This window comes from Acuticoccus kandeliae, from assembly GCF_003073115.1.
Genome location: NZ_QBBV01000003.1, coordinates 670,442 through 692,819, shown reverse-complemented (window position 1 = coordinate 692,819; position 22,378 = coordinate 670,442). Strand labels below are relative to the sequence as shown.

At 67.7% G+C, this 22,378-nt stretch carries 22 protein-coding genes and 1 tRNA gene; 13 read left to right on the top strand and 10 right to left on the bottom strand.

The window, feature by feature from the left end:
• The first annotated feature begins 12 nt into the window (after positions 1-12).
• Complete coding sequence (gene hslU / locus DBV35_RS22480) at positions 13-1,317, top strand: ATP-dependent protease ATPase subunit HslU (protein WP_108662597.1); 1,305 nt, start codon at positions 13-15, stop codon at positions 1,315-1,317.
• Here the strand turns inward: hslU and DBV35_RS22475 are convergent.
• The 4 genes from DBV35_RS22475 to DBV35_RS22460 all read right to left on the bottom strand — a co-directional run bounded on the left by DBV35_RS22475 (position 1,307) and on the right by DBV35_RS22460 (position 3,999).
• Complete coding sequence (locus DBV35_RS22475) at positions 1,307-1,867, bottom strand: GNAT family N-acetyltransferase (protein ID WP_108662596.1); 561 nt, start codon at positions 1,865-1,867, stop codon at positions 1,307-1,309. The genes hslU and DBV35_RS22475 overlap by 11 nt on opposite strands.
• A gap of 1 nt (position 1,868) precedes the next feature.
• Positions 1,869-2,258: a VOC family protein gene (locus DBV35_RS22470; RefSeq protein WP_108662595.1), complete on the bottom strand. Its 390-nt coding sequence runs from the start codon at positions 2,256-2,258 to the stop codon at positions 1,869-1,871.
• 109 nt (positions 2,259-2,367) lie between these two features.
• The gene (locus tag DBV35_RS22465; protein WP_108662594.1) at positions 2,368-2,907 is read right to left on the bottom strand and encodes an AprI/Inh family metalloprotease inhibitor; all 540 of its coding nucleotides are present in this window, start codon (positions 2,905-2,907) and stop codon (positions 2,368-2,370) included.
• An 81-nt stretch (positions 2,908-2,988) separates the two neighbouring features.
• On the bottom strand, positions 2,989-3,999 hold the full coding sequence (locus tag DBV35_RS22460; RefSeq protein WP_108662593.1) for a 2-hydroxyacid dehydrogenase: 1,011 nt from the start codon (positions 3,997-3,999) through the stop codon (positions 2,989-2,991).
• A gap of 97 nt (positions 4,000-4,096) precedes the next feature.
• On the opposite strand from DBV35_RS22460, the gene DBV35_RS22455 reads away from it, so the two are divergent.
• Complete coding sequence (locus DBV35_RS22455) at positions 4,097-4,645, top strand: SH3 domain-containing protein (RefSeq protein ID WP_245944031.1); 549 nt, start codon at positions 4,097-4,099, stop codon at positions 4,643-4,645.
• Positions 4,646-4,694: 49 nt separating this feature from the next.
• Here DBV35_RS22455 and DBV35_RS22450 read toward each other — a convergent pair whose 3' ends face one another.
• The 3 genes from DBV35_RS22450 to DBV35_RS22440 form a co-directional block, all read right to left on the bottom strand.
• The gene (locus DBV35_RS22450) at positions 4,695-5,900 is read right to left on the bottom strand and encodes an alpha-hydroxy acid oxidase (protein ID WP_108662591.1); all 1,206 of its coding nucleotides are present in this window, start codon (positions 5,898-5,900) and stop codon (positions 4,695-4,697) included.
• Between the two features lie 236 nt (positions 5,901-6,136).
• Positions 6,137-6,213 (bottom strand) — tRNA-His (locus DBV35_RS22445).
• 173 nt (positions 6,214-6,386) lie between these two features.
• Positions 6,387-6,884, bottom strand: a complete 498-nt coding sequence (locus DBV35_RS22440; protein ID WP_108662590.1) for a phasin family protein — start codon at positions 6,882-6,884, stop codon at positions 6,387-6,389.
• Between the two features lie 269 nt (positions 6,885-7,153).
• Between DBV35_RS22440 and DBV35_RS22435 the strand changes: the two genes are divergently transcribed.
• Complete coding sequence (locus DBV35_RS22435) at positions 7,154-8,362, top strand: PAS domain-containing protein (RefSeq protein ID WP_157961907.1); 1,209 nt, start codon at positions 7,154-7,156, stop codon at positions 8,360-8,362.
• Positions 8,363-8,386: 24 nt separating this feature from the next.
• Here DBV35_RS22435 and DBV35_RS22430 read toward each other — a convergent pair whose 3' ends face one another.
• Positions 8,387-8,899, bottom strand: a complete 513-nt coding sequence (locus DBV35_RS22430) for an Lrp/AsnC family transcriptional regulator (RefSeq protein WP_108662588.1) — start codon at positions 8,897-8,899, stop codon at positions 8,387-8,389.
• Positions 8,900-9,026: 127 nt separating this feature from the next.
• Here DBV35_RS22430 and DBV35_RS22425 point away from each other — a divergent pair, with 127 nt between their 5' ends.
• The 9 genes from DBV35_RS22425 to DBV35_RS22385 all read left to right on the top strand — a co-directional run bounded on the left by DBV35_RS22425 (position 9,027) and on the right by DBV35_RS22385 (position 19,435).
• A complete protein-coding gene (locus DBV35_RS22425; RefSeq protein ID WP_205648802.1) occupies positions 9,027-9,995 on the top strand; it encodes a mitochondrial fission ELM1 family protein in 969 nt (322 codons plus the stop codon).
• 76 nt (positions 9,996-10,071) lie between these two features.
• The gene (gene trxB, locus DBV35_RS22420; RefSeq protein WP_108662586.1) at positions 10,072-11,046 is read left to right on the top strand and encodes a thioredoxin-disulfide reductase; all 975 of its coding nucleotides are present in this window, start codon (positions 10,072-10,074) and stop codon (positions 11,044-11,046) included.
• A 53-nt stretch (positions 11,047-11,099) separates the two neighbouring features.
• A complete protein-coding gene (locus DBV35_RS22415) occupies positions 11,100-11,990 on the top strand; it encodes a LysR family transcriptional regulator (RefSeq protein ID WP_108662585.1) in 891 nt (296 codons plus the stop codon).
• Positions 11,978-12,706 carry an acetyltransferase domain-containing protein gene (locus tag DBV35_RS22410; RefSeq protein WP_157961905.1) on the top strand — a complete coding sequence of 243 codons (729 nt, stop codon included), beginning with the start codon at positions 11,978-11,980 and terminating at the stop codon, positions 12,704-12,706. Before DBV35_RS22415 ends, DBV35_RS22410 begins: the two co-directional genes overlap by 13 nt.
• A 445-nt stretch (positions 12,707-13,151) precedes the next feature.
• A complete protein-coding gene (uvrB, locus tag DBV35_RS22405) occupies positions 13,152-15,986 on the top strand; it encodes an excinuclease ABC subunit UvrB (protein WP_108662583.1) in 2,835 nt (944 codons plus the stop codon).
• Between the two features lie 14 nt (positions 15,987-16,000).
• Entirely contained in the window at positions 16,001-16,303 is a 303-nt protein-coding gene (locus DBV35_RS22400) for an ATP-dependent Clp protease adaptor ClpS (RefSeq protein WP_108662582.1), read from the top strand.
• A gap of 219 nt (positions 16,304-16,522) precedes the next feature.
• Positions 16,523-17,500, top strand: coding sequence for a sialic acid TRAP transporter substrate-binding protein SiaP (locus DBV35_RS22395; protein WP_108662581.1), 978 nt, complete (start codon positions 16,523-16,525; stop codon positions 17,498-17,500).
• A gap of 90 nt (positions 17,501-17,590) precedes the next feature.
• Positions 17,591-18,154 (top strand): TRAP transporter small permease, encoded by a 564-nt coding sequence (locus DBV35_RS22390; RefSeq protein WP_108662580.1) that lies wholly within the window; start codon positions 17,591-17,593, stop codon positions 18,152-18,154.
• Positions 18,155-19,435, top strand: a complete 1,281-nt coding sequence (locus tag DBV35_RS22385) for a TRAP transporter large permease (protein ID WP_108662579.1) — start codon at positions 18,155-18,157, stop codon at positions 19,433-19,435.
• Positions 19,436-19,463: 28 nt separating this feature from the next.
• Here the strand turns inward: DBV35_RS22385 and DBV35_RS22380 are convergent, their stop codons facing one another.
• Positions 19,464-19,865, bottom strand: coding sequence for a DUF1398 domain-containing protein (locus DBV35_RS22380; protein WP_108662578.1), 402 nt, complete (start codon positions 19,863-19,865; stop codon positions 19,464-19,466).
• A gap of 28 nt (positions 19,866-19,893) precedes the next feature.
• Positions 19,894-20,355, bottom strand: a complete 462-nt coding sequence (locus DBV35_RS22375) for a MarR family winged helix-turn-helix transcriptional regulator (protein ID WP_108662577.1) — start codon at positions 20,353-20,355, stop codon at positions 19,894-19,896.
• A 168-nt stretch (positions 20,356-20,523) separates the two neighbouring features.
• Here DBV35_RS22375 and DBV35_RS22370 point away from each other — a divergent pair, with 168 nt between their 5' ends.
• On the top strand, positions 20,524-22,341 hold the full coding sequence (locus DBV35_RS22370) for a hypothetical protein (protein ID WP_108662576.1): 1,818 nt from the start codon (positions 20,524-20,526) through the stop codon (positions 22,339-22,341).
• Positions 22,342-22,378: the final 37 nt, after the last annotated feature.

Sequence of the window (22,378 nt, the reverse complement as noted above, 5' to 3'; positions counted from 1 at the left end):
GAAAGGACATCCATGACGAATTTTTCCCCACGCGAGATCGTCTCCGAGCTCGACCGGTTCATCATCGGTCAGAAGGACGCCAAGCGCGCGGTCGCCATCGCGCTGCGCAATCGCTGGCGCCGGCAGCAGCTCTCGGAGGATCTTCGCGAAGAGGTGATGCCGAAGAACATCCTGATGATCGGCCCCACCGGCGTCGGCAAGACGGAGATCTCCCGCCGCCTCGCCAAGCTCGCCAACGCGCCCTTCATCAAGGTCGAGGCGACGAAGTTCACCGAGGTCGGCTATGTCGGCCGCGACGTGGAATCGATCGTGCGCGACCTCGTGGAGATCGGCATCACCCAGGTGCGCGAGCGTCGCCGCAAGGAAGTGCAGGCGACCGCCCACCTCGCCGCCGAGGAGCGGGTGCTCGACGCGCTCGTCGGCAAGTCGGCCTCGCCCGCGACGCGCGAATCGTTCGGCCGCCGCCTGCGCGCCGGCGAGCTCGACGACCGCGAGATCGAGGTCGAGATCGTCGCGACGCCCCAGATGCCGAGCTTCGACATCCCCGGCATGCCCGGCGCCAATATCGGCGTGATGAATATCGGCGAGATGTTCGGCAAGGCGTTCGGCGGGCAGAAGAAGTCCCACCGCACCAGCGTGCGCGACAGCTACGAGCTTCTGATCGCCGAGGAGTCGGACAAGCTCATCGACCAGGAGAAGCTCATCAAGGAGGCGCTGCGCCAGGTCGAGCAGAACGGCATCGTCTTCCTCGACGAGATCGACAAGATCACCGTGCGCTCCGACCGGATGGGCGGCGACGTCTCCCGCGAGGGCGTGCAGCGTGACCTCCTGCCGCTCGTCGAAGGGACCGCCGTCGCGACGAAGCACGGCCAGGTGAAGACGGACCATATCCTCTTCATCGCGTCCGGTGCTTTCCACGTCTCGAAGCCGTCCGACCTCCTGCCGGAGTTGCAGGGCCGCCTGCCGATCCGCGTGGAGCTTCAGCCGCTGACCAAGGAGGATTTCCGCTCGATCCTCACCGAGACGGAAGCCTCGCTGATCAAGCAGTCCTCGGCGCTGCTCGCGACCGAGGGCGTGACGCTCGACTTCACCGAAGACGGCATCGACGCGATCGCCGAGATCGCGGTGGATATCAACGCGACGGTTGAGAATATCGGCGCGCGGCGTCTCCAGACGGTGATGGAGCGCGTGCTCGACGAGATCTCCTTCACCGCGACCGACCGGTCCGGCGAGACGCTGGTGATCGACCGGGCGCACGTGAACCGCATGGTGTCCGACATCGCGGCGAACGCGGACCTGTCGCGCTTCATCCTCTGACGGGACGGGCCTCCCAGCGGGCCCGCGGCAGGGCGAGATCGATCTTCTCGATCTCGTCCCCCGTCGCGACCGGGACGCATCGCGAGCGCCCGGCCGCGACGAAGCCGAGCTTTTCAAGAACGCCCGCCGATCGCGCATTGCCGGCGAAATAGCCGGCGGTGAGGCGGTCGGCGTCGAGCGCCTCGAATCCGAAGGGGACGAGACGGCGCGCCGCCTCGCTCGCATAGCCCGCCCCCCAGAAGGGCCGGCCGATCCAATAGCCGAGCTCCCACGCGCCCGGCCCGTTCGGGGTGAGGCTCATGATCCCGAGAAATGCTCCATCCTCGCGCCGGCGCAGCGCCACGGCGCATTCGGTCGGCGCGACCCGTTCCAGATAGAAGACCGCATCGGCGTGCTCGTAAGGGTGCGGGACGCGCAGGAGCCAGCGGCTCACCTCCAGATCACCGACGAGGCGGACGATCGCCGCCGCATCGGCGCGCGCCGGCGGGGTGAGGTCGAGCCGCGCGGTCGCCAGCACCGGACGCGGCATGCCGTCCGTGCCCGGTCCCATCTCAGCCCGCGGCGGGGAAGTGGACGGCCTCGATGTTGTTTCCGTCCGGATCCAGCACGAAGGCCGCGTAGTAGGCGGGGTGATAGTGGAGGCGCGGGCCGGGCGGCCCGTTGTCGCGCCCGCCCGCCTCCATTGCCGCCGCGTAGAAGGCGGAGACGGTCGCGTGGTCGGGCGCGGTGAAGGCGATGTGGACGCCGGTCGAGGCCGGGGCGAGGTCGCTGATCCAGAAGTCCGGATGGGCGCGCCTGCCGTAGCCGTAGCGCGTGGTGCCGCCGCTCTCCTGCGGGGTAACGGACATCACGATCCGCAGGCCGAGGGGGGCGAGCGCCGAATCATAGAAGGCGCGGGCCTTCTCGATGTCGCGCACGTGGATCTCGATATGGTCGAGCATGGCGGTCCCTCGCGACGGAGCGCTTACCGCAGCGGCCGGGCCCCTATCGGTCCGGCCAGGTCGTCCGGGCGCGGCGCGCCCCGTTGCCCGCTGCCCGCTGCCCGCGAGATTAGCGGGAGACGGTGATGCCGGCGCCGCCGGTGGTCGAGCCGTTGAACTGCTGGGGCTGGCTCGCGGTCAGCGTCGCGACGGTGTTCGCCCCGTCGCCGCCCTTCAGCGTGACGGTGTTGCCGCTGAGGTCCCACGCGCTGATGCCGGAGAGCTGCGGCGAGGAGCAGCCGCGCGTCGAGGCGCGATAGCCGCCCGTCCACGTCGTCAGCGACATGAAGAGCTGGCAGGTCTCACCGCCCGAGGAGAGCGTCCAGCCGCCGAGAAGGTCGGTGCGGCCGACCGACACGCCGCTCGATGCGGGCGGGGCGGCGGCCGTCTGCGTCTCTGCCGGCAGCGGCGCTTCGGCGACCGGCGCGACGGGCGCGACGGGCTGCGGCGGCGGCGCGAGCTCGGCCGACTGGACCGGCGCGGACGGCGCGGCCTGGATCGGAGCGGGAGCGCGGCGCTGGCTGGAGGAGAAGCAGCCGGCGAGGGCGAGCGTCAGGATGCACACAAGCCCCACTCCTCGAGCGCGGCTGGTCGTGACGGTCGCAAGCATGAGCGGTTTCCTCTCAGACGGATCGTGTGGAAGGACAAATAGAGACAAATTCAGACTCGGACGTACACACCTACCTGCCCGTCAAACCATGAGCGTTGGGTGAACGCCACCGGAATGGGGGAGGACGAGGTCGGGCGGGCGGTGGCCATCGAGGAAGGTCCGGATGTTCACGATGACCTTCTCCCCCATATCGATCCGCCCCTCAATGGTGGCGGACCCCATGTGCGGCAGAAGGAGCGCCTTGCCCTCCCGAGCCAGTTTCAGAAGCCGCTCGTCGATCGCGGGTCTGCGCTCGAACACGTCGAGCGCCGCGCCCGCGAGGGCGCCGGCCTCGAGCTGCCGGATGAGGGCCTCCTCGTCAACGATCTCACCGCGGGCAAGGTTCACGAGAATGCACTCGGGCCGCATGAGGGCGAGGCGGCGGGCCGAGAGGAGATGGAATGTCGCGGGCGTGTGCGGGCAATGGATCGACACGAAATCCATCCGCGCCAGCATCTGGTCGAGGCTCTGCCAGTAGGTCGCGCCGAGGGGCTCGGCGACGCTCTGCGCAGCGGGGCGGCGGTTGTGATAGTGGACCGCCATGCCGAAGGCGCGGGCGCGGCGGGCGACGGCCGCGCCGATCCGACCCATCCCGACGATGCCGATTCGCTTGCCCGAGACGCGGTGGCCGAGCATCCAGGTCGGCGACCAGCCGGGAAAGCGCTGCTCCTCGATGACGCGCACGCCCTCCACCACGCGGCGCGGCAGCGACAGGATCAGCGCCATCGTCATGTCGGCCGTGTCCTCGGTGAGGACGCCCGGCGTGTTCGAGACGTCGATTTCGCGCGCGCTCGCCGCGTCGAGGTCGATATGGTCCGTCCCCGCCCCGTAATTGGCGATGAGGCCGAGATCGGGGCCGGCCTGCTCCAGCACGCTCGCGTCGATACGGTCGGTGATGGTCGGCACCAGAACGCGCGCCTCGCGCACGGCCTGGACGAGTTCGGCCTGCGTCAGCGGCCTGTCGCTCTCATTGAGGCGCACGTCGAAGAGCTGACGCATGCGGGCCTCCACCGTTTCCGGCAGACGGCGCGTGACGATGACACTGTCCCCCATGGCGATCTCCTCGGACCGGCGAACGTGGTTCGCAGATCGGTAACGATCGCGCAACCCGGCCGTGGCAGCTTATGGCCCTCAAGAGATCGAGGCTCCTATGAAACGGATCGGATTTCGTGGTGCGCCGCGCTGGGCCGCCATGGCGTTCGCCACCACGCTTGCCGCCCTCACCCTGTCGTCCGGCGCCGCTTCGGCGGCCGAGGCGCTGGAGCGCGGGGCGAGCGGTCTGCCCCTGCCGCGCTTCGTCAGCCTCTCCTCATCCGAGGTGAACGTGCGGGTCGGCCCGTCCTTCAATCACAAGGTCGTCTGGACGTTCACCAAGTCCGGGCTCCCGGTGGAGATCGTGCGCGAGTTCGGCAACTGGCGCCAGGTGCGCGACGCCGACGGCGAGGAAGGCTGGGTCCACCAGTCGCTCCTGTCGGGCCGCCGCACGGTCCTCGTCAGCCCCTGGAGCCAGAACGAGAACGTCCCGCTGCGCGCCGAGGCGAAAGCTTCGGCGCACCCGGTTGCCTATTTGCAACCCAATGTGCTCGGCAATGTCGATCGCTGCGACGGATCGTGGTGCTCGATCTCGGGCAAGGGCTGGCGCGGCGTCGTCCCGCAGCGCCAACTTTGGGGTGTGTATCCCAGCGAAGAGGTGAAGTAGGCCTCCGGGAGGCCCGGGCGGGCCGCGCCCGCCCCGTCGACCGTCCGCGTCAGGCGGCGCCGACACCCTCGAGCGAGACGCGCTCGAGGTCGGCGGTGAGCGGCACCGGGCGCGGCACGCCGCCCCAGACATTGTGCGGGCCGAAATCGGTGAGCTTCGTCTCCCCGCACAGCGCCATCGTGATGTCCATCTCCTTGCGGATGATCTCCAGCGCGCGCGTGACGCCCGCCTCGCCCATCGCGCCGAGCCCGTAGATGTAGGCGCGGCCGATGGAGCAGACGTCGGCGCCGAGCGCCAGCGCCTTCAGGACGTCCTGTCCGGAGCGGATCCCGCCGTCAAAATGGATCTCGATCTTGTCGCCGACCGCCTCGGCAATCTGCGGCAGCATGTGGATCGAGGCCGGCGCGCCGTCGAGCTGGCGGCCGCCATGGTTCGACACGGTGATCGCGTCGGCGCCGGTCTGCACCGCGATCTTCGCGTCCTCCACGTCGCCGATGCCCTTCAGGATCAGCGGCCCGTCCCACTGCGACTTGATCCACTCGACGGACGACCAGTCGAGCGAGGGGTCGAACTGGGAGTGGGTCCACTCCACCAACGAGGACATCGACGTCACCCCCGGCGCGTGACCGACGATGTTGCCGAAGGTGCGCCGCTTCGTGCCGAGCATCCCGAGGCACCAGGCCGGGTGGCGCATGAGGTCGAGGATCACCTGCGGCGTCATCTTCGGCGGCGCGGAGAGGCCGTTGCGCAGGTCGTTGTGGCGCTGGCCGAGGATCTGAAGGTCGAGCGTGAGGACGAGCGCCGCGCAGCCCGCCGCCTTGGCGCGCGCGATCATGTCGGACACGAAGCCGCGATCGCGCATCACGTAGAGCTGGTACCAGAAGGGTTTGGTGGTGTTGGCCGCCACGTCCTCGATGGAGCAGATGCTCATCGTCGAAAGCGTGAAGGGGATGCCGAACTTCTCGGCCGCGCGCGCGGCGTGGATCTCGCCGTCCGGATATTGCATCCCCGTCATGCCGACGGGGGCGAGATAGAGCGGCAGCGAGGCCGGCTTGCCGAGGATCGTCCCCGACAGGTCGCGATGGTCGATGTTGCGGGCGACGCGCTGGCGCAGCTTGATGCCGGCGAACGCGCTTTCGTTCTCGTTATAGGTGCCCTGCGTGTAGGAGCCGGAATCGGCGTAGTCGTAGAACATCTTCGGCGTGCGGCTGTGGTGGCGCACGCGCAGGTCTTCGATCGTGAGATAGTGTGCCACTGGGCCTCCCCCGGCCGGTGGGTCCGGCCCTCTTCTCGCTCACAAACTATGGCAACGCCGGCGTGGCTGTACACAGCATCGGCGCAAAAGACACCGCGCGCGACCGCCGGACGTGCGCCTTCTCCCTGAACCGAAATCGGCGCGCGTTCAATCGCCTCGCGTGGAGACGGCGCCGTCGCGGCGGGAAAAGACCGTGGCCGCTGTTGCGGCGCGAGAAACGGGGAATGGGGCTTGAATGGTACCGACGCCTGGGTTCGAACCAGGGACCTCTGGATCCACAATCCAGCGCTCTAACCAGCTGAGCTACGTCGGCCCGGGGACGCATCGATAGCGTGATCGGCGTCTTGGCACAAAAAAAGCGCGTCGGGAAGGCCCGACGCGCGTTTCTGGTGGAGGGGGGCAGGACGCATCCACAAAACTGCCCCCGCTCGAACCGTCAGGTGCAGCCCTTCACCTGTATGTCAGGTGAACGGCGCCGCGCCGGACTTACGCGTTGAACTTGTTGGTCGCCTTTTCCCAGGCGTCCTTCATCGGGCCGGCGGTCTCGCTGGCCAGCTTCTGAGCGGTTTCCTGAAGCTCGCGAGCCTGGCTGGCGAAGGCCTCAAACTGCTCACGCGCGAACTTGGTCTGCAGTTCAACCGCCTCGGAGACGGTCTTGGCGCCAGCGACTTCCTTGGCGAAGGCAAAAACGCGGTCGGCGTTGGCCTGGGCCTGATCGATGAGCTTAAGGTTCATCTCGGTGAACGACTTGCGGGCGTTCTCGTAGGTATCTTCCATCATGTCCGTCGCTTCCTCTGCTGCATTACGCGCGGTTTCATACACATTGCGGGCCGCTGCAATGCCCTGCACTGCCATCTCGCGGACCATGTTTGGGGCATCCGTCCCGGGTAACACTGACGCAAACTCCTCGGTCGCCTTCTGAGCGGCCACGAAGGTCTGTTCGGCAACCGTGTCCGGGCTGGGCAGATTCTCGTTGGTCGACATTTGACCCTCCTCCACAAATTGTGGCGCCGCCACCAGCGTGGCGCCTTCGACTGCGGCCAATCACCGCCGTCAGGACCAAACATAGTTGGTCTTTTGTGCGGTGCAACATTTTTCTTTTGCAACCGCAAATGGCCCGGCCGAGGGTCGGACTTTTTCTCTTAACGCAATAGAAGCACACTTCGGCCACTGATGGTCCGCTGTTGCGTCGCGCAGGAGGAGAGAAAGGGTCCGCCATGGAGGGACGGGAGGCACATATCGACGTCGATCGGATGTCGCGACCCGAGGCGGATGCTTATCGCTACATCGCCAAATCGCTGGGCGCGCGCTTCGCTGGCGACATGGTGACGCAGGCGGAGGAAACCGTTTCCGGCGCGCCCCAGACGGGCTCGACCCTCGACGTCGCCCCCGCCGACCCGCGCGCCGCCGCCCTTCTCGACCGCGTCCCCGTCGCGATCCTCGTCGTCACGCGCAATTCCCTCGCCTTCATGAACAAGACGGCGGTGACGCTGTTCGGCTACTCGTCCTGCAACGTGCTGGAGGCCGCGGGCGGGCTCGGCGCCCTCTTCCATGGCGGCATCGCCGGGGAGGAGGGCATGATGGTGATGACCACCGCCGCCGGCGCCACCTTCCACGCCAAGGTCACGATGGCGGCGAGCGACTGGGCGCGCGGCCGGGCGATGCTGATCACCGTCCTGCCGCTGCAGCGCGGCGAAGCGGAGAAGGCCGGGGCCGCGAAGGCCGCCGCACGCCGCGACCCGCTCGCCTCCCTCCTCGACGCGAACCCCGATCCGGTGGCGCTCGTCACCGTCGCGGGCACCGTCTCGGTCTCGAACAGCGCCTTCCGGGCGATCAACGGCGACGAGGCCCGGCTCGACGAGCGCCTCTCGGCCGCCGACCGCAGCCTCGTCCTCAACCTGATCGAGATGTCCTTCTGCCTGTCGGACGGGTGTGCCGAGAGCCCGCACGCGATCCGCCTCGACGGCAAGGCCTATCATGTGAGCGCCGGTGCGCTCTTGGACGGGGGGCTCGCCTGCCTCGTCTTCCACCCGGTGCTCGCCGACCTCGCTCCCTCGGCCGCCGCCGAGCCGACGCCCCGCAAGCCCGGATCGCCGCTGGAGCAGGCCGTGCGCGAGGTGCGCCGCCTCGTGACGGACGCCGCGATCCTCCTCGTCAGCGAGGACGACACGCCGCTGTCGGAGGCCCCGCCCGACGCGGAGGCCCACCTCCTGCGCCTCGTCCTCCTGTCGATGGCCGCGCGCGCCCCGTCCGGCAGCATCGTGACTGCGCGGCGGCACGAGGCCTCCATCGTGATCTCGGCGAGCGCCGAAGGGCTTCTCGAAGTGGTGCTGCAGTCGGAGCGGGTGCGCACGCTCGCCCAGACGGCGCGCCTCAACCTCTCGCTCGCGGAGAACGGGACCCTCACCATCACGCCGTTGCGCGCGAGCGGGATCCTCTCCTTCCTCGACCATTGGCGCTGAGGCCGCCGGGGCGGCCCCTGCCGTTCAGGCCGGCTCGAACTGGGCCTTGCCGTCGTCCTCCGCGCCGACATTCGCCATCGGAACCCGCGGTTCGGACTTCGACTGGCGGATCGTCAGCGAGGTGCGCACGCTCTCCACATTCTCGGCGGAGGTGAGCGTCTCGATGATGAAATTCTGGAACGAGCGCAGCGTGTCGGTGATGCAGAAGAGGATGAAATCCACTTCGCCCGACACCATCCACGCCTCGCGCACGACCGACCACTGGCGGACCTGCTCCTCGAAGCGCACGAGTTCGGCTTCGGTCTGGTTCTTGAGGCCGACGAACGCGAACGCCGTCAGGTCGTAGCCGAGTTCTTTCTCGTCGATCAGCGTGCGATACCCTTTGATGATACCGCCCTGCTCGAGCGCCCGCACCCGCCGCAGGCAAGGGGGTGCCGAGATCCCGGCGCGCCGGGCAAGCTCCACATTGGTGATCCTGCCATTGGCCTGCAAAGCCGCGAGGATCTTCCAATCGACAGAATCAAGACGAACTTTCATGGGTTAAAGGGCACTTTCCGCACAAATGAGATGAGCGACGTGTCATGTCGTATGAGGACTTGTGTCCCTCTTGAGACAGGTCAAGCTCTCGGCACGTACAGTCCCGCGTATTTTGATGCCACAAGCCATGTCCCGGTGTTTGATCATTTCAGCCAAAGGCAAGAAAGGGCACGAGCGCCAGGCGCTCGCCATCGCCCGTCGCCTGGGGCTTGAGACCACAATCCGCACGGTCGACGGGCGTGAGGATCCGGACGCGGTGTGGGCGGACGTCGCCGCGATCGCCCCGGCGCTGGTGATCGGCGCGGGGCGGCAGAGCCTGCGCTTTGCCCGCGCCATCGCGCGGCGGCCGGCGCCGCGCCCCTGCGTCGCGGTGTTGCAGCCCGTGCTGTGGCGGCCGAACGAGTTCGACTTCGTCTGGGCCCCGCTCCACGACCGCACCTCGCTCGGCTACGCGCGCCGCAACCGGCTGGAGACGCTGACCGCCCCCTCCGCGGTGACGCCGGAGGAGCGACGAGAGGGCGCGGCCTGGATCGATACGGTGCGGCCGGACCTTTCGCCGCCCCGCGTCGGCGTGCTCATTGGCGGAGCGAGCCGGTCGCACCGCTTCGGACCCGACGAGGCGCACGAGCTCGCCGCCCGCCTCGCCGCCTTCGCCGACACGCACGATGCGAGCCTTCTCGTCACCACCTCGCGCCGCACCGGCGCGGCGCAGAGCGCGATCCTGCGCGAGACGCTCGCGGACGGGGGTGCGCTCTTCGTGGACGCCATGATGCCGCAGACGAGCGCCCCCGTCGGCGCGTCAATCGCCTATGCGGGGATCCTCGAGAAGGCGGACGCGTTCGTCGTCACCGCCGATTCCTTCGCGATGCTGAGCGATGTCGTCGCGACCGGCAAACCCGCCTATGGCTGGCGCCTGCCGGGCGGCAAGGCGAAATTCGACACGTTTTATGACGGGCTCGTGGAACACGGCGCCATGCAATGGTTCGACGGGAGCCTAAAATCGTGGAAATACGACCCGCTCGATGCAGCGGACACAATAGCTGATACCTTGCGTGCATCATTAGGGTTGCTGGAGGATGCGCAGGACCGCATTTGATGGCGATCAAGTCGGCCTCCATCGGGCCGACCGCAATCGAGCGCAACTGACGAGCTGGACGAGGAGAACACGCATCATGGTGGAGACCGTCAGGACAAAGCTCCTCATCGTGGGTTCGGGTCCGGCCGGCTACACGGCGGCGATCTACGCGGCGCGCGCGATGCTGGAGCCGGTGCTCGTCGCGGGCATCCAGCCCGGCGGGCAGATGACGATCACGACGGATGTCGAGAACTATCCGGGCTTCGCCGACGTCATCCAGGGCCCCTGGCTGATGGAGCAGATGCGCGCCCAGGCCGAGCATGTCGGCACGAAGATGGTTTACGACCACCTCCTCGAGGCGGACCTCTCGCAGCGCCCCTTCCGCCTGAAGGGCGACAGCGGCACCGAATATGTGGCCGACGCGGTGGTGATCGCGACCGGCGCGCAGGCGAAGTGGCTCGGCCTGCCGACCGAGGAGCAGTTCAAGGGCTTCGGCGTCTCGGCCTGCGCGACGTGCGACGGCTTCTTCTATCGCGGCAAGGAGGTCGTGGTGATCGGCGGCGGCAACACCGCGGTCGAGGAAGCACTTTACCTCACCCACCACGCCTCGAAGGTGACGCTCGTCCACCGCCGCGACTCGCTGCGCGCCGAGCGGATCCTGCAGGACCGCCTGTTCGCGCACCCGAAGATCGAGATGGTCTGGAACGCGGAGCTGATCGATGTTGAGGGCGGCGGCACGCCGCTGGGCGTCACCGGCGCGCGCATCCGCGACACCAAGACGGGCGAGGAGCGCTCGATCCCGGTCGACGGCATTTTCGTCGCGATCGGCCACCAGCCCTCGACCGAACTCGTGAAGGACCAGCTCCGGCTGCGCCCGTCCGGCTATGTCTGGACCGAGGCCGATTCGACGGCGACCAGCGTGCCGGGCGTCTTCGCCGCGGGCGATGTCAGCGACGAAGTGTTCCGCCAGGCCGTCACCGCGGCCGGCATGGGCTGCATGGCCGCGCTCGAAGCCGAGCGCTTCCTCGCCGCCAACCCCGTGTCCGCCAGCAAGGAGACGTTGGCGGCATGAGGCAGGACGATCCGAGATTTTCGCGACCCCCCATGGGTTGATGGAGGCGGCCCATGGATTGGGACAAGCTGAGAGTTTTCCACGCGGCGGCGCAGAAGGGCAGCTTCACCCATGCGGGTGAGGATCTGAACATCAGCCAGTCCGCGGTGAGCCGCCAGGTCCACGCGCTGGAGATGCAGATCGGCGTCCCGCTGTTCCATCGCCACGCGCGCGGCCTGCTCCTGACCGAGCAGGGCGAGCGGCTCTATCGCACGACGAGCGAGATCGCCCGCGAGCTTCAGCTCGTGGAAGGCGCGCTCCTCGATTCGCGCGACCACCCCCGCGGCATCCTGCGCGTGACGACGACGATCGCGCTCGGCTCCTCTTGGCTGTGCGCGCGCATCGGCGATTTCGTGGAGCTCTATCCCGACGTCCAGCTCTCGCTGATCTTCGACGACAACGAGCTCGATATCGGGATGCGCGAGGCGGACATCGCGATCCGCTGGCGTCAACCGGTCCAGCCGGACCTCGTCCAGCGCCGCCTCTTCACCGTGCACTTCCACGTCTACGCGTCGCAGAGCTATATCGACACGTACGGCACGCCGCGCACGCTGGAGGATCTCGACCAGCACCGCATCTGCGCCTTCGGCCCCAACCCGCCCGCCTATCTGCGCGAGTTGAACTGGCTGGAGACGGCGGGCCGCCCGACCGACAATCCGCGCAACGCGACGGTGCGGATCAACAACATCCTGGCGCTGCGCTACGCGGTCGCCGGCGGGGCCGGGCTCGGCGTCCTGCCGGATTTCGTGCTCGAGACCGAGGGCGATCTCGTGCAGATCGATCTCGGCGCCGAAGCGCCGTCCTACGAACTCTATTTCGTCTACGCGGAGGAGCTTCGGAATTCCGCCCGCGTCCAGGCGTTCCGCGACTTCCTGCTCGCGAAGGCGGAGGCGTGGCGATATTGACCCGGCGCGCGGGCCCCCGGCGCCCGCGCATCCTCTGGCTCGACGCGGCGCGCGGCCTCGCGATCATCGCCATGGTGATCTACCACGGCGCGTTCGACCTTCTCTTCTTCGGCTACGTCGACTGGCCGGTCTCCTACGGGACCGGCTGGCGCACGTTCGCCGCGAGCATCGCGAGCACCTTCCTGTTCCTCGTCGGGGTCAGCCTCGTCGTGGCGCACGGGGCGGGGATCCGCTGGCGTTCCTTCCTGATCCGCTTCCTCGTGATCGCGGGCGCGGCGGCGCTCGTGACCATCGGCACCGCCTTCGCGATGCCCGTGCCGATCTATTTCGGCATCCTCCACGCGATCGCGACCTTCAGCGTGCTCGCCCTCCCCTTCCTGCGCCTGCCGGCCTGGATCACGCTGGCGGTGGCGGCCTTTGTCCTCGTCCTGCCGAACCTCTATTCGAGCCCGATCTTCGACGGGCCGTTCTTCTACGCGCTCGGCCTCGCCGAGACGGGGCCCTTCGCCTTCGACTACGAGCCGATCTTCCCCTGGTTCTCCGCGACGCTGTTCGGCGTCGCCTTCGCAAGGCTCGTCCCGCAGACGGCCCGCATCGCCGATCCGGGGGCGTTCTGGAACGCGATAATGGCACTCGGCCGCAATAGTCTTTTGATTTATTTGATCCACCAGCCGATATTATTTGGCATCTTCATGCTCATCGCGCAGTTGAACTAATTTTCAATTTTAATTTCTGTAGCCGAGCGCATCATGATCGGCCACTCTCCCTCCGGTGATGGAGGGAATATTGATCGGTCGCCTGCTTTATCTATTCCTGTTCGTCGCCTGCATGGCGGCATGGGTCGCACCGGCGGAAGCCGGGTGCCGGGTCGGCGAGATCGTCTGCCGCGGGTCGACCTCGGCCGGCGGGTGGCGCGAGGCGTGCCGGGTGACCACCGTCTGCCGGCCGCGCGTGCCGCGATTCGAGTTCACGCGCGGCGAGGAGGTGCGCTATTGCCGGACGCAGCGGCGCACGTGCGGAACGCACTTTCCGCCAGGATCCCCGCCGTTCGCGCGCTGCCTGATCCGCAGAGGTTGCTAATTTGTTCGTTCCGGCTCACAAAGACCGTGAGCGCCCGAACCCACCGTTGTAGGGCGCACCCCAGCGCGCCATATCGAGACCATGACCGAACACGATGATCAGGACGGGTTCGCCGAGGCTCCGCGGCCAGATGTCAGTGAGAGCAAGCATCGATCGATAGAATCCTGGGCCGAAGAGATCGAAGGGGACGACGGGTCGGACGCCCGCGCGGCACATGAGCGTGCGCGCGCGGATGCGGACGGCGGCAAGCCTCCCGCCAAGCGCAAGCCGGCGAAGGCCGCGGCGGCCGAGAAGCCGAAGGCCAAGCGCGGCAAGAAAGAAGGCGCGGCGCGGACCGCGCGCGGCACCTCCATGGGCGGCAAGGCGAGCGCGCGCGAGCGCGCGGGCGCCGGCCTCAACCCCATCCCCGGCCTCGACATCACGCTGGAGGACGCCGAGGCGCTCCCGACCTCCGGCGCCACGGCGACCGTCGCCGCGCTCGAGGATCTCATCCAGAACGGCCGCCCGGAATTTCGCGCCGGCGAGTGGCAGCCGCACCGCCCGGCCCGGCCGGAGAAGAGCGAAGGCGGCATCACGATCGAGCTCGTCTCGGAGTATGAGCCGCGAGGCGACCAGCCGCAGGCGATCACCGAGCTCGTGGAAGGGCTCGGCTCCGAAGACAAGACGCAGGTCCTCCTCGGCGTCACCGGCTCGGGCAAGACCTACACCATGGCGCAGGTCATCCAACGCATGCAGCGCCCCGCGCTGATCCTCGCCCCGAACAAGACGCTGGCGGCCCAGCTCTACGGCGAGTTCAAGTCGTTCTTCCCGAACAACGCGGTCGAGTATTTCGTCTCCTACTACGACTACTACCAGCCGGAGGCGTACGTCCCGCGCACGGACACGTATATCGAGAAGGAATCGTCGATCAACGAGCAGATCGACCGGATGCGCCACGCCGCGACGCGTGCGCTTCTGGAGCGGGACGACGTGATCATCGTCGCGTCCGTGTCGTGCATCTACGGTATCGGCTCGGTCGAGACCTACACGGCGATGACCTTCTCGATCCAGGTCGGCGAGCAGCTCGACCAGCGCCAGCTCCTCGCCGACCTCGTCGCGCTCCAATACAAGCGGTCCGACGCCAACTTCGTGCGCGGCACCTTCCGCGTGCGCGGCGACACGGTCGAGATCTTCCCGGCCCACTATGAGGACCGGGCCTGGCGCGTCTCCCTCTTCGGCGACGAGGTGGAATCCATCACCGAGTTCGATCCCCTCACCGGCCACAAGCAGGAGGAGATGGAGCTCGTCAAAGTCTACGCGAACTCGCACTATGTGACGCCGCGCCCGACGCTCCAGCAGGCGATGAAGGCGATCAAGGAAGAGCTGCGCCACCGCCTCGTCGAACTGAACAATGCCGGCCGCCTCCTCGAGGCGCAGCGGCTGGAGCAGCGCACCCGCTACGATCTCGAGATGATGGAGGCGACCGGGGCCTGCAACGGCATCGAGAATTATTCGCGCTACCTCACCGGCCGCCAGCCCGGCGAGCCGCCGCCGACCCTCTTCGAATATCTGCCCGACAACGCGATCGTCTTCCTCGACGAGAGCCACGTGACCGTGCCGCAGGTCGGCGCGATGTATCGCGGCGACTTTCGACGCAAGGCGACGCTCGCCGAATACGGCTTCCGCCTCCCCTCCTGCATGGACAACCGCCCGCTCCGCTTCGAGGAGTGGGACATCATGCGCCCGCAGACGATCTGCGTGTCGGCGACGCCGGGCGGGTGGGAAATGGACGAGTCGGGCGGCGTCTTCGTCGAGCAGGTCATCCGGCCGACCGGCCTCATCGACCCCCCGGTGGAGATCCGTCCCGCCAAGCATCAGGTCGACGACGTGCTCGGCGAGATCCGCGCCGTCGCCGACAAGGGCTACCGCACGCTCATCACCACGCTGACGAAGCGGATGTCGGAGGACCTCACCGAGTATCTCCACGATAACGGCGTGCGCGTGCGCTACATGCACTCCGACATCGACACGATCGAGCGGATCGAGATCATCCGCGACCTGCGCCTCGGCACGTTCGACGTGCTCGTCGGCATCAACCTCCTGCGCGAGGGGCTCGACATTCCGGAGTGCGGCCTCGTCGCGATCCTCGACGCGGACAAGGAAGGGTTCCTGCGCTCGGAGACCTCGCTGGTGCAGACGATCGGCCGCGCGGCGCGAAACGTCGACGGGCGCGTGATCCTTTATGCCGACCACATCACCGGCTCGATGGAGCGCGCGATGGCCGAGACCTCGCGCCGCCGCGAGAAGCAGCTCGCCTACAACGAGGAGCACGGCATCACGCCGGAGTCGGTGAAGCGCTCCATCGGCGACATTCTCGATTCGATGTACGAGCGCGACCATGTCCGCGTCGACAAGGGGATGGCCGAGGCGGCGCCCGGCATCGGGCACAATTTCGCGGTCACCGTCGCCGACCTCGAGCAGCGGATGCGCGAAGCGGCGGCCAATCTCGAGTTCGAGGAGGCGGCGCGCCTGCGCGACGAGATCCAGCGCATGCAGAAGACCGAGCTCGCGATCTCCGACGATCCGATGTCGCGCCAGCGCGATGTGGAGCAGGCGGCCGGCCGCTATTCGGGCGAGCGCGGCTACAACAGCGCCGCCAACCTCAAGACGCGGGCCGCCAAGCCCTCGCTCGACGATATGGGCCCCGGCACCGACCGCCCGAAGGTGCGGCGCGACGAGGAGCCGGCGACGCGTGCGCGCAAGAACACGCTCGACGAGATGACCGTGAAGCGGACCGAAAAGCCGCTGCGCAAGGATGAGGATGCGGCCGGCCTCATCCTGCGCCACAAGGTCGGCGTCGGCAGCCACGAGGATCCGGCCGACGTGAAGCGCAAGAGCGGACGGCGCAAGCGCAAGACCGGGCGTCCGGGGAGCTGACGGAGCGGAACGCGATGACAACGGATGTCCAGCGCAAGACATCGGTCAAGCCTCAGCTCGACCGGCCGAAGCGCCACAAGGTGATCCTCCTGAACGACGACTACACCCCGCGCGACTTCGTCGTGCAGGTGCTGAAGGCCGTGTTCCGGATCGGCGGGGAGACCGCGTACAAGATCATGTACGTCGCGCACACGCGCGGCGCCTGCGTGGTGTCCGTCTACCCACGCGACGTCGCCGAGACCAAGGCGAGCGAGGCGAACGACCTCGCCAAGGACGCCGGTCACCCGCTCCAGTTCACCACCGAGCCGGAAGAATAGCGACATCCCCGTGTCGCGGGCCGCGCGCGGTACGGCGTTCCGCGTTGGTAGCGCTACCAACTACGGCGTGTGCGTCGGTTTTCGGCGCAATAGTGTGCACACCGAACAAATCGCGGAATTTCTAGGCCATCCTCACGCTTGAGCCGCAATGCAGGTTCCACTACGGTCGCGCCAACGACGACCTTAAGTGTCGCGACCAAAACGGGAGGATATCGCCACATGAAAGCCTGCACCCTCATTGCGTTCGCGGCGGCCGCCGCGACGGCCCTGTCGCCCATGGCTGCCTCGGCCGCGCCGAAGATGCTGAAGTTCGCGCACGTCTATGAGTCGAGCGAGCCCTATCACACGTGCGCCGTCGCATCCGATCCGAAGGTGCAGGCGGCGACCGAGGGCCGCTTCGGCATCGAGGTCTTCCCGGCGTCCTCGCTCGGCAAGGAAGTCGACATCAACGAAGGCCTCGGCCTCGGCACGGTCGACATCATCTATACTGGCCAGCTCTTCGCCGGCCGCGCCTACGGGCCGATCGCGATCGGCGGCTCGCCCTTCATGTTCCGCGACTACGATCACTGGGACAAGTATCGCAACTCCGACCTCTTGAAGGAGCTTGCGGAGGGCTACACGAAGGCGACCGGCAACCACATCGTCGCGATGACCTATTATGGCAACCGCCACGCGACCTCGAACAAGCCGCTGATGAAGCCCGAGGACATGAAGGGCCTCAAGATCCGCGTGCCGAACGCGCCGCTCTACATGATGTTCCCGATCGCCGTCGGCGCGAACCCGACCCCGATCGCGTTCGCCGAGGTCTATCTCGCGCTCCAGCAGGGCACGGTCGACGCGCAGGAGAACCCGCTGCCGACGATCATGGCGAAGAAGTTCTACGAGGTGCAGTCGGACATCAACCTGACCGGCCACATCACCGACGCGCTTCTGACCATCATCGGCGGGCCGACCTGGGGCCAGATGTCCGAGGCCGACCAGCAGGCGATCAGCCAGATCATGAAAGAGACGGCCGACTGCGCGACCGAGCAGATCATCAAGCAGGAGCAGGAGCTCGTGCAGTGGTTCCGTGACCAGGGCGTCAACGTGAACGAGGTCGATCGCGGCCCGTTCCGCGAGGCGACCATGAAGCTCCACAATGGCGACATGGCGACCTGGGACCAGGACGTCTACGACCGCCTCCAGGCGCTCCAATAAGCGCCAGCCTCGTTTGAGGCGACAGGACCCGGCCTGCGCCCCGCGCGCGGCCGGGTCTCCCATATCCACCCGAGCGAGTGTGACCGCCGCATGACCCCCGAGCCGGCCGAGACCGTTTCGCCAACGACCATCACCATCCCGGACGACGAGATCGACCTGTCCGATCTCCAGTGGGACGACGCGCCCGTCCTCATCGTCTTCTGGGGCCTCGCCTTCGTCGTCTTCCTCCAATTCTTCACCCGCTACGTGCTGAACAATTCGCTCGGGTGGACGGAGGAGATCGCCCGCTTCCTCTTGATCGCGGTCACCTTCATCGGCTCGATCATGGCGGTGCGGAAGGGCAGCCACATCGCGGTCGAGATTCTCTATCGGTGGATGCCGCGCTTCCTGCGCCGCTTCATGCAGACCATCGTCGACCTGACGGCGGTCGCCTTCTACGGCGCCCTCACCTGGTTCACGGTCCAGCTCGCCGGGAAGACCTACCAGATGATGGTGTCGATCGACGTGCCGAAATCCTGGGTCTACTGGGGCGTCGCAGTCTGCTTCGCGGCGATGACGGTCTACGCGATCATCAACACCGTGCGCCACCTCGTCACTGGCACCAGCCAGCTTATCGACCCCGAGCGGCATGCCGCGTCAGCCTCGATAGATTGAATGGAACTCCTCGTCCTGTTCGCGCTCCTCTTCGGAGCCATCGCCCTCGGCTTCCCCGTCGCGATCGCGCTCGCCGGATCGTCGGCCGTCTTCATCCTCATCACCGGGCAGGTGCCCGAGATGGTCGTCGCCCACCGCATGATCAACGGGGTCGACTCCTTCCCCCTCCTCGCCGTCCCTTTCTTCATCCTCGCCGGCAACCTCATGAACACGGCCGGCATCACGGAGCGGATCTTCGAGTTCGCGAAGGCGCTCGTCGGCTGGATGCGGGGCGGGCTCGGCCACGTGAATGTCGGCGCCTCGGTGATCTTCGCAGGCATGTCGGGCGCGGCGGTGGCCGACGCCGGCGGCCTCGGTGCGATCGAGATCAAGGCGATGCGCGACGCGGGCTACGACCCCGGCTTCTCCGTCGGCGTCACCGCCGCCTCATCGACCATCGGGCCGATCATCCCGCCCTCGCTGCCGATGGTGATCTACGGCGTCGTCGCCGGCGCCTCGATCGGCCAGCTCTTCGCGGCGGGTTTCATCCCCGGCCTCATCATGGCCGTCGCGCTGATGATCATGGTCGCCTACTACTCGCGCGTGCGCGGCTATCCGCGCGACCAGTCCTTCTCCATCGTGCGCCTCGGCGCCTCCTTCCGCCGCGCCTTCCTGTCGCTGATGACGCCGGTCATCATCGTCGGCGGCATCCTCACCGGCGCGTTCACGCCGACAGAGGCCGCGATCGCGGCGTGCGCCTGGGCGCTGATCCTCGGCCTCGTCGTCTACCGCACGCTGACCTGGCGGCGCTTCCTGCGCGTCTCCTTCGACACGATCGAGACGACCGCCGTCGTGCTCTTCATCGTGGCGGCGGCCTCGATCTTCGCCTGGATCCTGACCTCGAACCGCGTGCCGGAGCATTTCGCGGCGCTGCTGCTGTCGGCGTCCGACAACCCGATCGTGATCCTCCTCCTCATCAACCTGATCCTCCTGATCGTCGGCTGCTTCATGGAGACGGTGGCGGCGATCACGATCCTCGTGCCGGTGCTCCTGCCGATCGCGGTGGGGGTCGGCGTCGATCCGGTCCATTTCGGGGTGATCATGGTGCTGAACCTCATGATCGGCCTCCTCACCCCGCCGATCGGGATGGTGCTCTACGTCCTGTCGCGCGTCGCGAACGTGCCGTTCGAGCGGTGCGTGGTGGCAACGGCGCCCTTCCTCATCCCGCTCGGGCTGGTGCTCCTGCTGATCACCTTCATCCCGGCCCTCACGCTGTGGCTGCCGACGCTCATCTATCGCTGAGCCCGGCCCCCGGCCGGAGCATCTCGCCTCATTGCGGGAAGTGCTCCACATGGGTCTCGGCGGTGCGGCCGAAATAGAGCGCGCGGCGGCCCGCAAACGAGACCATGTAGCCGGCGCACCCGGCCGCCACGACCGTCTTGCAGAAGCCGCGATAGGTGTAGCCCGGCGCAAGCGCCTGCGCCTCGCGGATCGCGGCCGCGATGGCGCCGGCGTCGAAGGCGGCGGCCACCGGCGCGCCGACCGCGTGCGTCGCGAGGACCACGCTGTCCCCGTCCGGCAGGTAGTAGGTCGCGGCGGCGCGGCGGAAGTCGATGGCGTAGGCCTCGAATCCCGCCGCCATCAGCGCGCCGACGATCTGCGGAAAGTTCATCGTGCCGCCCTCCGCCCCATCGAGGCATGTCCGGGCGATCTCGGTCTTTCGTGCGTCCATGGCGGTCATCCAGGTTGGTCGGACGGGGTCACTCGACAGGCACGTTCCGCATCCCGTGCCGCGCGACGAGATCGGAGAGGATCCGCTCCAGATGCGCGCGGTCGGCCGGCGGGAGCGGGTCGAAGAAGGCGGTGTCGTTCTCGTCTGCAAGCGTCGCGAGGACCGGCACCAGCCGCGCCCCCGCCTCGGTGAGGGCGAGGGTTTGCGCGCGACCGTCATCGGGGCTCGCCGCGCGGACGACCAGCGACTTCGCGACGAGGCGGTTCGCGAGCTTGGTGATCGCCCCGCGCGTCATCCCCATCGCGTCGGCAAGGCGGCTCGGCGCCATCGGCTCCTGCCCGTAGAGCGCGCGCAGCATCACCCATTCGGCGACCGTCACCCCCCTCTCCTCCACCTTGGCGGCGAAGGCGTGGGAGACGTGGTTCGACACGAAGCGCAGCCAGAAACCCAGATGATCGGAGAGCGCCGAGACCGGCGGCGGGCGGGTCATCGCGGAAACCCCATTGATTGACTAGGAAACTAACACATTTGGTTTCCTAGTCAACCACCGACAAATGATGGACCCGGACTCGTCCCGCCGCAAAAGGGTGCTAGGTTCACCATTGTTGCAATTGGCGCGCCTCGCCGCCGCAGTGGGCCGCCCAAGCGCGAGGACGCCATGCCCCTCTTCGGACCGAGGCCCCCCTACAGCGTCCTCTACGCCGCCGGTGACAGCCTCACCGACTACAACAACTACATCCCCCTCATCACCCCACCCGGCATGGACGAGACGCTGCGCGAGCAGCTCCTCTATTCGCTCTCGATCACCAACCTCCAGGGCGACCTCGACGGCGACGGGGAGGATGACGGCGTCTCCTACCCGCAGACCGCGGTGTGGAATCTGGGCCTCGCGGACGAGATCGTGAACGTCGCCGTCGCGACCTCCCGCGCGATCGGCTCGCGCACGGTCGAGCAGTCGCTGAAGGGCGGCACCGACCCCGACGGCAATCTCAGCCTCTTCGACTTCGCCGGATCGAGCCTCACGCCCGAGCAGCTCAATTTCGACATCAACCTCACGGCCCAGGTCGACCGCATCATCGCCGATTTCGAGGAGAAGGGCGCGCCGGAGAACGCCGCCGTCACCCTCCTCGTCGGCGCGAACGACCTCGCCAATGTCGTCGCCTACAACGCCGACCTTCTCGACGGGACGCCGTCGCTGGAGGCGATCCTCCAGCTGATCCCGGACCTCGCGAGCACCATGGCGGGGATCGCGCGCGCGGCGCGGGACGCCGCGATCCGCCTCGAGGAGGCGGGGGTGGACACGATCGTCTTCCTCACGAGCCCGATCGCGAACGTCCCCCTCGTGACGGGCGAGAGCGAGACGATCCAGCAGGTCGCCGACATTCTCGTCGCGGTGGAGAACGCCCTCGTCGGCGCGGCGCTCAACTCGCTCGCGCTGCGGCCCGGCTTCGACGCCACGATCGAGACGGTGGACCTTGCCGGCCTCGTCGAGGCGGTGAGCAACGACCCGGGGAACTTCAACGTCCAGTCCTTCCTCGAACCCTATTATGACGCGACGAACCCCTATCCCGTCGACAATGGCGGCACGCTGGAGCTGTTCGAGCCGGTCAATCCGGACTTCCCGTTTCCGGCGCCGGACGACCGGACCTTCTTCTTCGACCTCCTCCACCCGAACGCCAATTCGCACGACCTGATCGCCGCCTTCCTCAACGCCTCGCTGCGCGGCGAGGCGACGATCCTCGGCGACACGGCGGACATTGTGACCTCAGGGATCCTGCCGCGCCTCGACGTCGTCCTCTCCAATGGCGGCGACGACACGATCGAGACCGGGCGCGGCAACGATGTCGTCTTCGCCGGGCTCGGCAATGACACCGTGGAGGGCGGCGCGGGCCGGGACATCCTCTCCGGCGGCAGTGGCGACGACAGCCTTCACGGCGACCAGCAGTCCGGCGGTCTCTTCGGCCGCGCCCTCTTCGGCAGCAGCGACGTCCTCAACGGCAATGACGGCGACGACGTGCTCGACGGCGGGGCGGGACCCGACGCGCTCTTCGACGGGCTCGGCAGCGACCAGGTCATCGGCGGCGCCGGCGCGGACCTCCTCGTCCATGTGGACGAGGTGCTTCTCGGCGACGGACCGGGCGATCTCGATCATTTCGACGGCGGCGGCGGGGAGGATCTCCTCCTCCTCATCCTGCCCGACGCGGACGAGCGGGCGCTCGTGATCGCGGCGGTGGAGGGATCGCGCGGGTTCGGCGGCGCGATCGGTGACTTCGCGGTCCCGGAAATCGGCCTCACCGTCACCGACATCGAGCACGTCATGATCTTCGAGACGCGGGGGATGCCCTCGGGCTTGCCGATCGCACCGGTCCTCGCCGATCAGCTCGCTCTGGCGGACCTGTGGTCGGCCGCGCTGCCCGCACTGGAGGGCTACAGCGTCGCCGACGTCATATACGATTCAGGGCTGCCGATGGTCTGAACGCGAAAAAGCCGCCCCGGTCGGGAGGCGGCTTGTT